Annotated in this window: 11 protein-coding genes; 7 read left to right on the top strand and 4 right to left on the bottom strand. The window is 62.7% G+C overall.

Annotated elements, in window-relative coordinates:
* Nucleotides 1–518 precede the first annotated feature (518 nt).
* Nucleotides 519–992, bottom strand: coding sequence for a helix-turn-helix domain-containing protein (locus ACU8YE_RS11810; protein ID WP_260801229.1), 474 nt, complete (start codon nt 990–992; stop codon nt 519–521).
* A gap of 344 nt (nt 993–1,336) precedes the next feature.
* On the opposite strand from ACU8YE_RS11810, the gene ACU8YE_RS11815 reads away from it, so the two are divergent.
* On the top strand, nt 1,337–2,356 hold the full coding sequence (locus ACU8YE_RS11815) for a response regulator transcription factor (protein WP_316869726.1): 1,020 nt from the start codon (nt 1,337–1,339) through the stop codon (nt 2,354–2,356).
* A 161-nt stretch (nt 2,357–2,517) separates the two neighbouring features.
* On the opposite strand, the gene ACU8YE_RS11820 is transcribed toward ACU8YE_RS11815, so the two are convergent.
* Nucleotides 2,518–2,982 (bottom strand): Lrp/AsnC family transcriptional regulator, encoded by a 465-nt coding sequence (locus ACU8YE_RS11820; protein WP_316881556.1) that lies wholly within the window; start codon nt 2,980–2,982, stop codon nt 2,518–2,520.
* Between the two features lie 133 nt (nt 2,983–3,115).
* Between ACU8YE_RS11820 and ACU8YE_RS11825 the strand changes: the two genes are divergently transcribed.
* Together ACU8YE_RS11825 and ACU8YE_RS11830 are read left to right on the top strand one after the other, a co-directional pair.
* Entirely contained in the window at nt 3,116–4,162 is a 1,047-nt protein-coding gene (locus ACU8YE_RS11825; RefSeq protein ID WP_232040182.1) for a zinc-dependent alcohol dehydrogenase family protein, read from the top strand.
* Between the two features lie 207 nt (nt 4,163–4,369).
* The gene (locus tag ACU8YE_RS11830; protein ID WP_316869432.1) at nt 4,370–5,110 is read left to right on the top strand and encodes a response regulator transcription factor; all 741 of its coding nucleotides are present in this window, start codon (nt 4,370–4,372) and stop codon (nt 5,108–5,110) included.
* Between the two features lie 353 nt (nt 5,111–5,463).
* Here the strand turns inward: ACU8YE_RS11830 and ACU8YE_RS11835 are convergent, their stop codons facing one another.
* The gene (locus ACU8YE_RS11835; protein WP_446928775.1) at nt 5,464–6,816 is read right to left on the bottom strand and encodes a YopJ family acetyltransferase; all 1,353 of its coding nucleotides are present in this window, start codon (nt 6,814–6,816) and stop codon (nt 5,464–5,466) included.
* 710 nt (nt 6,817–7,526) lie between these two features.
* Here ACU8YE_RS11835 and ACU8YE_RS11840 point away from each other — a divergent pair.
* A complete protein-coding gene (locus ACU8YE_RS11840; protein ID WP_446928776.1) occupies nt 7,527–9,377 on the top strand; it encodes an HrpF/NolX family T3SS translocon protein in 1,851 nt (616 codons plus the stop codon).
* A 55-nt stretch (nt 9,378–9,432) separates the two neighbouring features.
* Here ACU8YE_RS11840 and ACU8YE_RS11845 read toward each other — a convergent pair whose 3' ends face one another.
* Entirely contained in the window at nt 9,433–11,223 is a 1,791-nt protein-coding gene (locus tag ACU8YE_RS11845; RefSeq protein WP_446928777.1) for a rhamnogalacturonan lyase B N-terminal domain-containing protein, read from the bottom strand.
* A gap of 392 nt (nt 11,224–11,615) precedes the next feature.
* Here ACU8YE_RS11845 and ACU8YE_RS11850 point away from each other — a divergent pair, with 392 nt between their 5' ends.
* The 3 genes from ACU8YE_RS11850 to ACU8YE_RS11860 are packed head-to-tail and all read left to right on the top strand — an operon-like array spanning nt 11,616 to nt 14,663.
* Nucleotides 11,616–12,161 carry a hypothetical protein gene (locus ACU8YE_RS11850; protein WP_446928778.1) on the top strand — a complete coding sequence of 182 codons (546 nt, stop codon included), beginning with the start codon at nt 11,616–11,618 and terminating at the stop codon, nt 12,159–12,161.
* On the top strand, nt 12,158–12,406 hold the full coding sequence (locus tag ACU8YE_RS11855; protein WP_446928779.1) for a hypothetical protein: 249 nt from the start codon (nt 12,158–12,160) through the stop codon (nt 12,404–12,406). Before ACU8YE_RS11850 ends, ACU8YE_RS11855 begins: the two co-directional genes overlap by 4 nt.
* 55 nt (nt 12,407–12,461) lie before the next feature.
* Nucleotides 12,462–14,663 carry a LamG-like jellyroll fold domain-containing protein gene (locus tag ACU8YE_RS11860; protein WP_446928780.1) on the top strand — a complete coding sequence of 734 codons (2,202 nt, stop codon included), beginning with the start codon at nt 12,462–12,464 and terminating at the stop codon, nt 14,661–14,663.
* Nucleotides 14,664–14,682 lie beyond the last annotated feature (19 nt).

Genomic DNA, 14,682 nt, shown 5'->3' on the forward strand with positions numbered 1-14,682 from the left:
TCTGTCCAAGACCTGATTGACCGCCTCGACCTTGAATTCTTCGGTGTATCTCTGCGCACTCATCGCAACTCCTGTCTAACCTCTAGTTTGAGGCTCACAGGTGTCTACTGGCAGCGGGGCGATTCAGCTCAAACACTCGCGTGCCGAGGTTAGAGGGTCGACTGCCGAGCTAAAACTGTCGAATGCCGCCCTCAGAGGGCGGAGCGCCGCTGTCCAAGGTCCGATACATCGGAGCTTTGAGAGGCGAGCGCCGAGCTCGGAGCTCGGAAGATGGGGTTCAGAGCTCGACACGCCGAGCTCGGAGCTCGGAAGATGGAGTTCAGAACTCGACACGCCGAGCTCGGAGCTCGGAAGATGGAGTTCAGAACTCGACGCGCCGAGCTCAGAGCTCGGAAGATGGAGTTCAGAGCTCGACACGCCGAGCTCAGAGCTCGGAAGATGGAGTTCAGAACTCGACACGCCGAGCTCGGAGCTCGGAACGTGGAGTTCAGAACCCGGTGCGCCGTTAGATGCCCCGCTTAGCTCACCTGTTGGCTGCGTTGATAAATCGTCGCCAGCTCCGTGCGGTTTCGCGCACCCAGCCGCGCGAGCAGTTGGCGCATGTGGGTTTTGACGGTTTCGACGCTGATATGCAGTCGTTCCGCAATCTCAGAGTTCGAGCGGCCGCAAACCACCTCTTGAAGAATGTCGTGTTGGCGGCGCGTAAGGGGCCTGGGCTCCGCATGGGCGAGCAATGTGTCGGCGCCCACGCCGCCGGCCGGCACGGGTGGTTGCAATGCGCCGCTCAGCATCTGCTGCACGTCTTTCAGCGCCATCGGCTGCAACGTGGTCTGCGATGGCAGCCAGGTGGAGTCGTTCAGTAGCGAGCTGTCCAGAAATATGACGGCCAGCGGTGCGGGCGCCGCGTCCCAACGCGCAACCATGGCGGTCGATGGAAGGCTGGTGCGGTATAAGTCCGGCAGGCTGGTCGACGATAGTAGTGGCGCTGGCATGCGGGTTCCCTCAGAAAAGCACGATGCAACTTCGGTTAAGGCCGCGGGGGTGCCGGTTCAAAGCCGACAGACAGTCCTCCGCAGGCGCAATATCGCAAAATCGGGCGGCCGGCAACCATAGCTATGGATAGCGATGGTCAGTGCGGGGCGGGTGCGTTACGCGGGGTGGGCCAAATCCTGCTTTGACCAGAAATCAGCAGCGCTTGGCACCACTGAAGTGCACGGGCTATAGCCCAGCGCCGTTATGCCGATAGTCCTATTTGTATTGGTGCTGACACGCGTGACCAGATCACCACACCGAATTCCCAGACTCAGCACCCGGTAGTAGGCCGGCCAAGCCATTGATGGATCTTTCCACTGCAGAATTGCGCGCCCTGCTCGATATCACGGGGCGTCTTCATGAGCCCGCGAGCGGCAGCCTTGTCGAACGCCCCGAGCTGATCCAAAAGCTCGGGTCGCTGCTGCATGTCGATCTCATGGCGCAGTTGTTCTGGTGGCCGGGCGGTGCGCATCACCCACATTCCAGCGCCTTGTGGGGCCGGGACCAGGGCATGCGCGCGGAGTACCGACACTATTTCCATGCGCTCGATCCGATCGCGGAGCTGCTCCAAGACAGCTTTGAACCCGTGGTGATCGAGCGGAAGATTTCCCGCGCGGAATGGGGCCGCTCGGAGTACTTCACCGACTATCTCTGTCGGCATCAGGCGTATCCGGGCGTCAGCCTGCGCCTGCCCTACGCCAACGGGATGTTGCTGGACTATCGATTCAGCACCAGTGACCCAAAAAAGCGTTTCGGCGAGCGAGAGATCTTGCTGCTCAGCCTCCTGAAGCCGCATCTGCTGAATGCCCAGCAGCTTCGCGTGATTCAGGAGTCGGAGGAAGTCGGCGCCGATACCGAGATGCACACGCCCACGTTTGAGCTGAACGGCACGTCGCCACCCCAGCCGAACGCAAAGGCCCGCGCCATCCTGGCCGGCGTCAGCAGTGAGGAGCGTGATGCGCTCTATGTCGAATTGGCTGCAGTCGCCAACGGATCGCGCGACGCGCAGTGGAACGGCTTCGAGTTTTGCGTGGAGCGGCCGGGTGAGGACAGCTGCGCCGCGCCGGTGTATCGGGTTCACCTGATCGCGCGGGTGGTGGGGTCGTCTGCGTGGTTCCAGCAGCGGTTTGGCGTGACTGCGCGCGAAGGCGAGGTCTGCCACCTGATGCTCAAGGGCATGTCAGACAAGCAGATCGCCCTGGCCCTGAACATCAGTTACTGGACGGTGCGCACCCACGTCGGGCACATCATGAGAAAGGTGGGCGTGGATTCACGCAGTGCCATCGGCCTTGCCGCCATCACAGTCGGCGGACTACCGAAATAATGTATGTGCGCGTGCACATGTGTGCTGCGCGGGCAACGGTTTGGTTGCCGGAAATTCAAACATCCTCAAATCTGTTTTTTAAAAAGACGTTGGTTTGGTGACGCTGCGCCGCAGCAGAGCAGCAGAGCAGCAGAGCAGCAGAGCAGCAGAGCATCAAAGCCTCAGACAATGGGCAACCGCTTGGTCGATTTCACCTGACGAAGCGAGATGTTCGAGCGGATGCCAAACACACCCGGCAGTTTTCTCAAGACCTTTTCAACGAAGCGGCTGTAGTCGTCCAGATCGGTGGCGACCACCTGGAGCAGGTAGTCGGCTTCGCCCGTGGTGTTGTCGCAGGCCAGGATGTTGGGGCTGGCCAGGATGAGCCGTTCAAACTCCGCCGTCACCTCTTCGGTGTGTTGGGTGCACATGATCTGCACGTAGGCCATCACGCCCATCCCAAGCTTGCGACGGTCGAGCGCCGCGTGATAGCCCTCGATCAGGCCCGCATCATCCAGGCGCTTGAGCCGCCGCCAGCATGACGCTTCACTCAACGAAAAGCGCTCCGCCAGCTTGGCATTGGAGACGCGTCCGTCCTGCTGGAGCTGATCCAAAAGGCCCAGATCGATGGTGTCGAGTGCTTCCATGAAATCTCCTTTCCACGGCGTGTCGGAATTGGAAAGGGCGCTTCGAAAGACTCCAGAAACGCCCTCAAATTAGAAAGGTACTTTCGGCTGCTGGGGCTTATATTGCAACGCTTATCCGCCAAGCGTTGCAATCATGAAAGCCATTGTCTACGAAGCCTTCGGCGCCGTGCCGAAGCACATGAACGTTCCCGACCCGACTCCGGCATCGGATGGCGTGGTCGTGCAGGTCATGGCCAGCGGCGTCTGCCGCAGCGACTGGCACGGCTGGATGGGCCACGACACGGATATCGAGCTGCCGCACGTGCCGGGTCACGAGCTGGCCGGCGTGGTTGCGGCGGTGGGCGCGGATGTAACGCGCTGGAAGGTCGGTGACCGTGTAACGGTGCCGTTCGTGGCCGGCTGTGGTCACTGCCCCGAATGCCACGCGGGGCATCAACAGGTGTGCGAACAACAGTTTCAGCCTGGCTTTACGCACTGGGGCTCGTTTGCTGAATACGTCGGCATTGGCTATGCCGACCTGAACCTCGTGCGCTTGCCTGATGACCTGGACTTCACCACGGCGGCCAGCCTCGGTTGCCGCTTCGTGACGGCGTTTCGTGCGGTTGTCGACCAGGGCAAGACCTCGGCCGGCCAATGGGTTGCGGTGCACGGGTGCGGCGGCGTGGGCCTGTCGGCCATCATGATCGCCAACGCCATCGGCGCAAATGTCGTGGCCATCGACATTTCTGACAGCGCGTTGGAGTTGGCGCGCGCGCTCGGTGCCGTCGCCACGGTCAATGCATCGCGTGAGTCTGACGTGGTTGAGGCCGTGCGCGGCATCACGCAAGGCGGCGCGCATGTGTCGCTCGATGCGCTGGGCCACCCCGCCACCTGCTTCAACTCGATCAGCAATCTGCGCCGGCGCGGCAAGCATGTGCAGGTTGGCCTGATGCTGGGCGATCACACGACACCCGCTGTGCCCATGAGCAAGGTCATCGCGCATGAGCTGGAGATTCTGGGCAGCCACGGCATGCAGGCCCATCGCTATGGCCCCATGCTCGACATGATCCGCACGGGCAAGCTGCAGCCTGGGCGAATGGTGCGCAGGGAGATCAGCCTCAGCGCATCGATCGAGGCATTGACCAACATGAACAGGTTTGAAGCCGCCGGGGTGACGGTGATCACGGATTTCTCATCCTGATCCTTTGACCCTTGGCGCCTGTCACTGCTGCCCCTGGGCGGTGCCGAGCGGATCACATGGGCTGCCGCTCAATGGTCGAGGGTCGGCCGCCACCGCCGCCGCATCGCTAGTCATAGGGATGGATGAACACACTGTGATCGCTATCCTGTGGCGAAACACAACAGCGGGGTAGGCGTGTTGATCGACCCCGCACCGTCGGGGCTTGCCATGAAATTTGCCGTACTCACCACCAACCCATCCAGTTTCACCTACATAGCAGCATGCCTGTCTTCGCAGGGCGTAACCTGCGTGCGGTTCGACGACGCATTGGCCCTGATGCGCATCGGACATACCGAGGCGTTTCAGGTGGTGATGATTGATGCGCAGCAGTTCGGCTCTGCCGCCCGGCTGTTGCTCTCCGGGCGCGGGCGCAATGCCAATCTGTGCCGGCCCACCTTGGTGTTTGGCGACTTTGCGAGCCGCCACGAAATACTCGACGCTTTCGATGCCGGCATCGACGATGTCATTTCCGGCCACTTCACTGCCGAGGAGTTGTGCGCGCGCGTGCAGCGCATCCTGCGCGGGGCCGGCAAGTCGACGCAGGTCGCCATCGATACACAACTGGCGGCCGGGCCCTACCGTCTATGCCGGCTGACCCGCACCGCCACATTGCACGGCGTACCGATCCGCCTGACCGCACGTGAATTTGCCACGGCGTGGCTGTTGTTCTCTTCGTCCGGGTCGTTTTTGTCACGCCAGCAGATCGCCTCTGCCGTATGGGGCACAGACGCCAGCATTGCAGAGCGCTCGATCGAGCAGCACATCTACAAGCTGCGCAAGAAGCTCGGCTTCGGCCAGGCGACTGGCGTTGAGCTCAAGACGGTGTATTCGCGCGGCTATCAGTTGGCCGTGCAGCCCGCAGCCGAGCAGTCGGAGGGCATCGACCCGAACGCGAAGCTGGCAGCTTGATGTGTGTGTGCCGGTTCTTACGGGGCCCTCTGATGGTCTTCGGTTGTGCCCTTTACCCCCCCAGCACAGCAATGGCGTTGAAGCGAGCTGACTGGGTGTCGTTGACCCAGTTAGCGGGCAAGCCGTTGGCCACGACCGGCTAGCTCGTACTCTATTGCGGCGTTATGTGTCGGAAACCAGGTGACGTCGTCATGCCGGTCACGATGCAGATCGCTTTACTGGTGATGGAGGTTGCGCAAATCCTGTTGGAGCACACGCTCAGGCGTGTGGAGGCCGGTCTCGAGCTCTATGTGAGGCGTCCCGACCGATAGGCGATCGCTTGCCTAACCCAAGCTCAGCAGCGGCCAACGGCCCTATTGCTTCGACAGTTCCTGGCTGGCACGCGACACAAGGTGCGCCATCTGTGCCACGGCTTGTGGTGGTGCCGTATCCAGATAAGCCATCGTGCGCTGGATCATGGAGACGCGCTTGTGCTCAATCGACGTGCTCAATCGCGCTGTCTTTGTCGGCGCCGAGGGCACGGTCGCATTCGGGTCCGCGCGAGCCAAGATGACGCGTTCTTTGAGGTGTCGGTTCGTTCTGTCTTGTAGTGTCTCGTCGCGCTTGTTCACGGGTGTGGTCGACTGATCCGGATGGCTTGCCAAGTAGCGTTTGACCGAACTGCCGGCATGGCTGTGCTTCATCATGCGGGCGTCGATCAGCGGTGCCCCGTCCAACACGAGCAACGCACCCAGCTCTTCTGTGGTCTTAGCGCGCGACACCAACGGTACCGGGTCTGTGCCGTCTCGTAACGCGTCATGCAGCGCCGAAAAATCGCCTTCTCGCGCGTGCATCTTCAATGCAAGCGACATTGAGAAGATTCGGCAGTCAAAAGCGGATTTCTGCAAGTCCACAGGGATGAACGCACACTTTGCGTGCTCACCGGCTTCCGTGCTGATGTTGTCAGCGTACTGGTCGTACTCGGTTTCGTCCTTTTCCTTGCGTAAGGGATCGACCACGATCACGGTCGTTCCTTGCGCATCCTTTCGGATATCAGCCGCCCTGGTGTGCGGGCCGTCGTTGACGATGGCCCTGTATCGCCCGTGTGGTGCAGATTCGATAAACGCGCCGAAGTTGTGTGAATTCGTTAGCGGCGGCAGGTCGTCTTCGTGGTCGTCATCTACCCCGATTTCAGCTGTTTCCATATGTAGGGCAACCAGGTTCAGCCCCGGATTGCGCGCGTTCTCTGCCGCCATCAGCAGCGGTGCCAGTGCCCATTCCACCTTCTTGATCGGGAACTTGGAGACTTCCAGATCGAGATTTCTGTCCAGCGCCTGCTGCAGCATGGTCAGTGGCCTTTGCAGAGTGCTGCGGATCTTCGCCCTAGCGTGCTCAAGGGCAGCCTGTTGATGCGGCGTCAGGTTGGGGCCGCTTGCGGTCTGAAGCGTTTGTCCCATGCCGTGCCGGTCGACGGCAGGCTGCTTGCCGGCCGCGCGAACCTCGCCTGCGGTCTCGCCGTACCAAGAGTGCCCCAGCAAGGGGTGCTCGATGCCCATTCTTTCGAGGGTCGGACGATTGTCGAGCAGGGGCGCGTTGGGCTCGGTTGAAGTCGAAGCGCCCGCGTCATGGCGGCCCGGTGCCGCAACGCTGCCGAGTTGAACGTGCCGAAATGCCGGCCTGCCGGAGGCTTCTGCGGTATTGAGCCGTTGCCTGCGCGGCGGTGGCATATCGGGGGCATCAGCAGGCGCTCTCCGCACACGATCCGGTGAACCGGTCGTGGGTGCTCCAGAGGTGCTGGGCGCACTGCTGGTTGGCACCGTCGTACTGCGGGAGGAAGTGACGTTATTGACGTTCATGCTGGCTGAGGCGTTGTGGGGTTGACCGCACCGCAAAAGATTGACGTGAGAGGCAACGCGAGGAATGTCGCTGCCGCTTCAGCATAGGGCTGCGCAGCAACGCCGTGCACGCGCGCCCGAACGCGTGGTGCTTGAGCCGAAAGAACGCAGACAGTGACGCACGTCACCACTTTGAACACGACCATAGGACGCCGAGATCGGCGCTGATCCCGCTGCACCCGCCGCACCCGCTGCAGTTTGAGTTCCAACCACTTCGCATGCCGAGCCATGTTTTCGGCCAGGCAGCCGCTCCTGACGTTTTCCACTCTTACGCTGGGTTCACAGGCCTCCGCTTGCAATACGGGGCGCCAATTCGTGCCCGCTCGGCCAGCCTTGTTGTGCTGAGTCGGCGGGCTGTTGAAGGGAAACGCGATCCATACGAGGCATGACGGCATGCGTGATCCGTACTTGATCGCGAAATACCGGCTTTGCCACAGGTCGCAACGACACGTTCAAGTGTTCAAGTGGGAGCAGGTATGTCCGTTCATATGTCTTCATCCAACACTGCCAGCCGCGAGGCGAAGCACGCAAGCCGGAGCGATATGGCCGACGCGGCCGTGGATACCGCAACGACCATCGCGGGCATGGGCGGTTTGCCGGGCCAGCAAGGCCCATCCGACCAGACGCAGTTGAGCCTTTACCAAGGCATCAGCGCTAAGCTGACTGCGTCGCTCGCTTCTCAAAACAACGATGACGATGACGACGATGACGACGACGTCACGCAGAACAGCGGCAACCGGCATGCAGTGACGCAGCCCAATGCGGCGCCCCAGCAGGGCAATGCAGCGTCTTCACAGCAGGCCGGGTCGCCGCAGTCCACCGTGACGTGGAACGGCGGCACGCTTAGCCAATCGGAAGTGCAGATCGTGTCGGTGCTGGATCGGCACAAAGACCAATGCCCGATCAGCTGGGATGGCCTGCAGGACAAGATCAACGACCCCGCGACGCCGCCTGACCTGAAAGCGGCGCTGCAGGGCTTGGCACAAGACCAGCGCCTGTTCACCGCCATCGGCTCGCAAGGTGACGGACGTTGCGGCGGCAAGATCAAGGCCAATGACCTGGATGCCTTTACTGCGGAACACGCGCAGGTGAGCGCGTTCAACGAGCAACAGGCCAAGAGCTTCGAGCAGAACTACATCCCGTCGGACGGCAATGCGAATGGTCAGCCTTCCGTCATGTCGGAAAGCGATGCGCTGCGCGAGCTTTACAAGTATTCCGACAACCTCACGAAGAATCTGGGCAAAGACGAGTTCCAGCAGATCGTTGATGGCGACGCCAAGACCGGCAAGACGCCGCCGCAGGTCATTGCAGCGGCGCAGTACTTCCTCGACCATCAAGACGCCTGGAACCGGCTGACGGGCGGGGGCGAGGTCAAGAAGGCAGACTTCCTGCAAGCTGCGTCCTCATCCATGAGCCTGACGCAAGCCGAGCTGAACACGCTCAAGACGATGAACGGCAACCAGGCAGCGTTCTTTGGCGACGGCGATCTCACGCGAGACAAGCTGTCGAGCATGGCGAACGACAAGCAGCTCGACCCGAATGTCCGGCAGGGAGCGAAGAATCTGCTGCAAGACCCGGTGCTGTTCAGCCTGATGAACAACGCCATCACGGGTTACAAGACGCACCACGGCTTCTTCGATTTCGGCGGCGGCCATACGGTGGATTCCGGAAATATCGCCGGCCGCGATTTCCAGAAGTTCTACGGCAACCTGTCGCAGGCCAACCAGACCGTGCAGAAGCCGCAGACCCACACGCCCAAGACCGACGCAGACAAGAACGCCGTGGCCTGCATGTTGATGGGCACGGCCGACCAGCCCGAGATCAAGTCGCCCAAGCACAACGGCGGTTTCCTGATGCACGCCATCGATACCGCGCTCAAGGTGGAAGGCAAGCTGCTTGACTGGGCATCCATGGCGGTGGGCGCGCTGAGCTTCATTCCCGGCATTGGTGAGCTTGCGGACGCTGCATCCACGGCGCTGGAAGCCGAGTCCCAAGGCTGCAACGTCCTGCATGCAATGGTCAGCGGCGGCAACGTGAAGAAGGCGCTGGAAGAGGCGGGCCTCAACCTGGCGGCCGCCGCCATCGGCAACATCGGCGGCCCGGAAGTTCGGCTGGCAATGAAGGAAGGCATCACCAAGATCGTTGCCGAGAAGGCCATCAACGCGGGTATCAATATGGGCGTTTCAGAAGCGCAGGACCACGCCGAGAACTATCTGGCCGGCCTGAAGGCGCGCCTGGAAGATCCGTCGCAGTCGCCGGCTGGGCAGGATGATTCGCAAGAGGTTGTCGAGGACGGCGCGACGGTGGATGCGTCCGCTTCACAGCCGACTATGCAGCCACCAGTGCAACCCAAGCAGCCCGAAGACGAGGCCGAAGAAGACAGCGTCGTGTAAGCCTGCGTGCAGCCGGGGGGCCGCCGCGGTTTGTTGGCGGCCCCCGTGTGTGCTGTTACTTCAGCAAATCGACGGCGTCGAACGCGTAACCGGGGCTGAGAAAGCCTTCTCCGGCATTCCCGCTGACGACGTTGATCTTGAGTTCATTCAGGCCCGCCACAAAGGCCGACGCTGGAATGTCGAACGCAAAGGTGGCGTTGTTGCCGCGATAGGAGCCGGCTGTAAGGCTGCGCGTGGCCGGTTCCACTGCGGGTTGCGGCGCGGGCGCGCTCCACTGGTTGACCGTGATGCTGGGGCGGGCGTGGGCAAAGGCCGTGGTGATGCCGATGCGCAGCCGGTGATCGGCAATGTCGCGCTGGCTGAGGTTGAAGCGCACAACCAGCGTGCCGTTGACGGCTTTCCACTGGTAGGCGGGGAAATCGTTGGCGGGGGTGGAGCGGCCGACGATGTATTCGGGGCCGGTCCACGGTTGCATCCGCACGTCGGAGGGATGCATCACCGTGACCTTGTCGCCGTTGCGGAACTCGCGCGGGGTGCCGTCCCAGGTGCCGATGCGCCACAGCGCGGCATCGTGTTGCGGGTCGTGGTCGACACCGCCGCATGCACAAGGCGTCGTGCGGGCGGGCTGCACATCGACGTTGAAGCGTTTCACTTCCAGCTCGTTGCGGTACAGCGTCGCCTGATACTGGCCTGGCAGCATGCCGCGCACATGGAAGTGGCCGTCTTTTGCAGCGACATCGCCCCAGTACTGCGCATGCGCGTTGCTGAGCGCCAGGGTGTACGGCGCGTCTTCAGTCAATCCGGTAAAGCGGCCTTCGAGTGCGCCGCGATCGTTCTCGGGCACGTAGCCGGGCAGGCCCATGTCTTTGAACCAGTGGGTGTCGACTTCACTGGGCGGTTCGCCATCGGTAAAGGCCAGAACGTAGCTGTTGAGAATACCCATGCGGTAGGGCTCGGTCTGGTTCTCACCGTAGTTGACGATATAGGTCAGCTCCTGGTCTTCAGCACCCTGGTCGAGGAGGCTGCGGTAGAACGGCCCGCCCGACCCGCCCTCGTTGTTGTCGCGCACCATCCACATGCCCGCGCCTGGGCCCGTGGCGCCAAAGTACTGCCAGTCTTTCAGGCGCATGTTGGAGTAATGCTTGGAGCGCGTTTGGCCGTCGGCCAACCCAAAGACGTCATGGGCTTCCACACCGCGCACGGCGGTGGTGATGTCTGCGCATGGCGGCCCATCGGGCAGGCGCGCGTGCGGCACCCGAACGACAAAGCGCACGAGATTGGGCTTGGGCTCGGCGGTGAAATACGTCGCCATGTAGATGTTGGGTTGCCCACGGCGCGCCATGTAGACGTGGGTCAATGCCCCCGCGCTGACGGTGATCTTGATGGCGTCATTGCCCACGCGCGCCGCGTCTACATTGACGCGCTCATCCCCGTCATACAGGCCAGAAAAACCGGAGTTCACCTGGCTGCCCTTGCGCGGGTCTTGATACTGCACGCCATGCCAGAGCATTGAGACGATGTCGCCCTTGCCCCGGTCACCGCCGTTGGCGCCTCGCGTTCGGATCTTGAATACCAGTCCGGCGCCCGTGTCGACGGTGTAGGCGTTGGCATCGGCGCTGACGCCGAATTGGCCGGCCGGCACGGGGTGCCAGCCAGTGCGTGCACCGTGATCCGCGTCGATGGCTGCGTCATTGCCGACCCGGCAGGGGGCCGCGCGATTGTGCAGAGGCTCGGCGCCGGCAATCTGCAGACAGACCAGCGGCAGCGCAAGGGCGAGCGCGCGGAGCTGTTTCAGGCCACGGCGTTTGGCCCAGTGGGTATCGAGCACAGATCGTGTTGTGGGCATGGGCATATCGGGCAGCTACGGCCTTTGCGCAACGACGGCGTTCGGGCACAGGCGGAGCGGCGGGAAGAGAGGAGGGATATTGACTCCCTGAAAAGAAAAAAGCCCCGAGGTGGTCAATCCCCGGGGCTTCCCGACCACTTTCGTCACGTAGGCGCGTGAACTATGGCTACGGGCAAGTCTACTCACGTGGCCCTGGACCAGCACGCGTTGCTGAGAATTATTGAGGAAGCGGTGCACTGCCGCCGGTGGCAGTGAATGCGACTCCGACATCGGCCAGTGATAGCCCATGGGCATGATCGTTGCGCCGCCGCAGAAGGGCGCGGTTGGCCAAATGCCACGCCGGTATCGCGCCCATTTCCTTTCTCCAACCCAACCCACAGCGAGGACATGCAATGCATTGGATCGATCCTGAGAGTCTTCCGGAAGTCCGCGGCACGGTACGCAACTTCCTTCTGAACCCGGAAGGGGACGTCGATGGCTTTGTGCTGGGTGGTCGCACTCCTCGGCAAGTTCACGTGCCGCCCCATCTGTCGCGACACCTTGCCCGGTATGTTGCGCTGGGCGACAAGATCCGCATACGCGGGGTGAAGCCCAGAGGCGCCGACATGATCGCGGCGATCTCGCTCACCACTGAGAGCGGCAAGGTCATCCTCGATGAAGGTCCGCCCGCCAAGGGGGACAAGCCCCCCAAACGCGCCGGTGCGCATCGGCCGATGGAGGCCGCGGGCGAGGTCAAGCTCTCTCTGTTCGGGCCGAAGGGTGAGCTGCGCGGCGCGTTGCTCGATGACGGCACCTCGTTGCGTATGCCGCCCCATGCTGCGACGGAACTGGCTTCCTACCTCACACCCGGCGCGCATGTTCATGCGTGGGGGCACGGCTTGAAAAACAAGTTCGGCAAGACGCTCGAAGTCGACGAAATTGCAGAACTCGTGGAATGACCCGCATGCCCGCGCCCACCTCCTTTCGATGGGTGGGCCTCGATGGCTTCATGGCGCTGGAGGGCGCGTCGTGTGATGGCGGCCCGCTAAGAGCGCAAAGCATTGCGCCCGAACACTCAAAAATCCTCATCGTTTTGGAGATTGCGTTGACGCGCATTCGCACACTGACCTACGGTTGCGCCACTACAAAAAACAGTCGGGTCAATCAATATGTCCAAAAAGTCGGTGGAGTACGCAAACGTTAGCGAGTTACCCAATCCTGTACGTCGCGCGTTGACACTGGGGCTGGGGTTGTTCCCCATGCTGCCGCTGCTGCCGGGGTGCGGCGGCGGTGTCGATGACGCCTCTGCGCAGGGGCTGGGTCCGACGCAGGAAAAGACCGGAGGAGGCCAGGCCACGACCGCCCCGGCACCTGCGACGCCCGCGCCTGAGGCTGTGCCGGCTTCAGAGAGCGGCGTCTTCCGCCACCCGGGGCTGCTGGTCACCGAAGACGATGCCACCCGCATCCGCGCGCTCATCAAGGCTGGCCAGGAGCCGTGGACGGGCTGGTGGAACAAGCTGTGCGCCGAGCCCAACGCCTCCTTGACCGCCAAGCCGAATCCGCAGCCCGCGGTCTACCGGGCCGACAGTACCAAGTACGCTTTGTACGGCGACATCTGGCACGCCTGGACCCTGGTACTGCGCTGGAAGCTGTCCGACCCGCAGGACAACCGCTATGCCGACAAGGCCGTGGAGTTCCTGGATGCCTGGGCGAACACGCTTAAGGAGGTTGGAACGGTGCCGCCCGGCTCGACCGCCCATGATGACCACACCTTCATCATCCTGGCCGGCATCCAAGGCCACCAGTTGGCGCAGATCGGCGAGATCCTGCGTACCTACTCCGGCTGGGCGCCGGCGAGCCTGAAGCGCTTTCAGGACATGCTGCTCAACGTCTTTGCGGGCATCTCGCAAAACCGTCTCAACAACGCAGCGCTGGGGTCTCACGCCAACTGGGACATGGCATCGCTGTGCGGTGCGCTGTCGATCGGCGTGTTCTGCGACCGGCCCGACCTCTATCGCCTGGCCGTTGACTACTACGCCGGCAACAACCGCGGCACGCTGAAGATGTTTGGCAATGGCTCCATCGTGCATAGCGTGTATTTCATGCACCCCGGCCATTTCGGGCAATGGGAGGAGAGCGGCCGCGACCAGGGGCACTCGACACTGGGCATGTCGCTGGGCGGCGACCTGCTGGAGATGGCGTGGAACCAGGGCGACGATCTCTACGGGATGCACAACAATCGCTTCCTCGCAGCAGCCGAATACGTGGCGCGCTCCAACCTGCTGGACGAGAACGGCAAGACCTATCCCATGCCCTATGCGCGTGAACAGGATCCGTCGCAGCCGCACACGAACCTGTGGACGCAGGTGAACCAGTCGTTCCAGCACGGCCGCAACGCCTGGGAGCCGATCTACAACCACTACGTGAACCGCATGGGGCTGGCGGCGCCCAACGTCTCGCGCATCGTGAAGTTGGTCGAGCCGAAGTACGGCGGCAGCAGCGACGACGTCATGTGGCCGACGCTGATCCATCGTCGCGTGGACTATGCGGGCCCGATGAAGCCGCCGTCTGGCCTCACGGCCAACCTGCGCGGCAACCGCGTCGTGCTGTCGTGGTGGGGCAGCGTCGGGGCAACCGCGTATGCGGTCAAGCGCGCAAGCCAGGCCAACGGCCCCTTCAACCTGTTAGGCACCGTTTCGGCGAGCGAGCTGCTTACCTACACCGATATCCCGCCCAACGGCGTCTGGTTCTACCAGATCACCGCCCAGGGCGCCGGTGCCTCGGGCGCCGGCTCCAACGTGGCCCGCATCGCCGTTCCTGGCGAGCTCCGCCTGTCGCTGCCGCTGAACGATCCGAACGGCACCGGCACGGTCGGCGCGCTACTCACCCCCGCTGGCACCACGACCTTGGTGCAGGGCACGCTGCTGGACGGCGCGACCTGGGGTGACGGGCGTGTCAGCGACAAGGCCATCGCGTTCGATGGCCAGAAGGCCGGCCTGCAATTGCCGTCCGGGGTGTTCAGTGACCTCGACGACTTCAGCCTGTCTTTCTGGGCCTACGCGAACGGGTTGCACTGGGACACCTGCATGTTTTTCTCAGGGCAGGATGGATTCAGCTCCATGTTCATCGCCCCACAGTCTGGCAGTAGCGGCGTGCTGCGCTTCGGGATCTTCGGCGCAGGAGCCAACGACGCGCAGGTTGTGGCAGCGCCGTGGGCCATGCCGATTCGGCGCTGGGTCCATGTGGCCGTCACGCTGCAGGGCAACACCTGCCGCCTCTACGTTGACGGTACCGAGGTGGGCAAGACCGACGACATGCTGCTGTCGCCGCGGCAGGTGGGCGATCAGGTCACCTTCCTGGGGCGGAACTGGGCGCATCCATCGTTCAACGGGCGCATTCAGGGCTTGCGCGTGCAGGCGGGCGCATTGAGTGCCGCGGAGGTTGCGGCGCTGGCCAAGTGAGGTGACGCGACATTGCTCG

Source organism: Ralstonia sp. VS2407 (assembly GCF_052950655.1).

Excerpts from the sequence above, each read along its gene's own strand:
- ACU8YE_RS11850 (WP_446928778.1), top strand. The coding sequence starts at position 11,616 with ATGCATTGGATCGATCCTGAGAGTCTTCCGGAAGTCCGCGGCACGGTA.
- ACU8YE_RS11830 (WP_316869432.1), top strand. The coding sequence starts at position 4,370 with ATGAAATTTGCCGTACTCACCACCAACCCATCCAGTTTCACCTACATA.
- ACU8YE_RS11835 (WP_446928775.1), bottom strand. The coding sequence starts at position 6,816 with ATGCCACCGCCGCGCAGGCAACGGCTCAATACCGCAGAAGCCTCCGGC.
- ACU8YE_RS11860 (WP_446928780.1), top strand. The coding sequence starts at position 12,462 with ATGCTGCCGCTGCTGCCGGGGTGCGGCGGCGGTGTCGATGACGCCTCT.
- ACU8YE_RS11825 (WP_232040182.1), top strand. The coding sequence starts at position 3,116 with ATGAAAGCCATTGTCTACGAAGCCTTCGGCGCCGTGCCGAAGCACATG.
- ACU8YE_RS11855 (WP_446928779.1), top strand. The coding sequence starts at position 12,158 with ATGACCCGCATGCCCGCGCCCACCTCCTTTCGATGGGTGGGCCTCGAT.
- ACU8YE_RS11810 (WP_260801229.1), bottom strand. The coding sequence starts at position 992 with ATGCCAGCGCCACTACTATCGTCGACCAGCCTGCCGGACTTATACCGC.
- ACU8YE_RS11820 (WP_316881556.1), bottom strand. The coding sequence starts at position 2,982 with ATGGAAGCACTCGACACCATCGATCTGGGCCTTTTGGATCAGCTCCAG.
- ACU8YE_RS11815 (WP_316869726.1), top strand. The coding sequence starts at position 1,337 with ATGGATCTTTCCACTGCAGAATTGCGCGCCCTGCTCGATATCACGGGG.
- ACU8YE_RS11845 (WP_446928777.1), bottom strand. The coding sequence starts at position 11,223 with ATGCCCACAACACGATCTGTGCTCGATACCCACTGGGCCAAACGCCGT.
- ACU8YE_RS11840 (WP_446928776.1), top strand. The coding sequence starts at position 7,527 with ATGGCCGACGCGGCCGTGGATACCGCAACGACCATCGCGGGCATGGGC.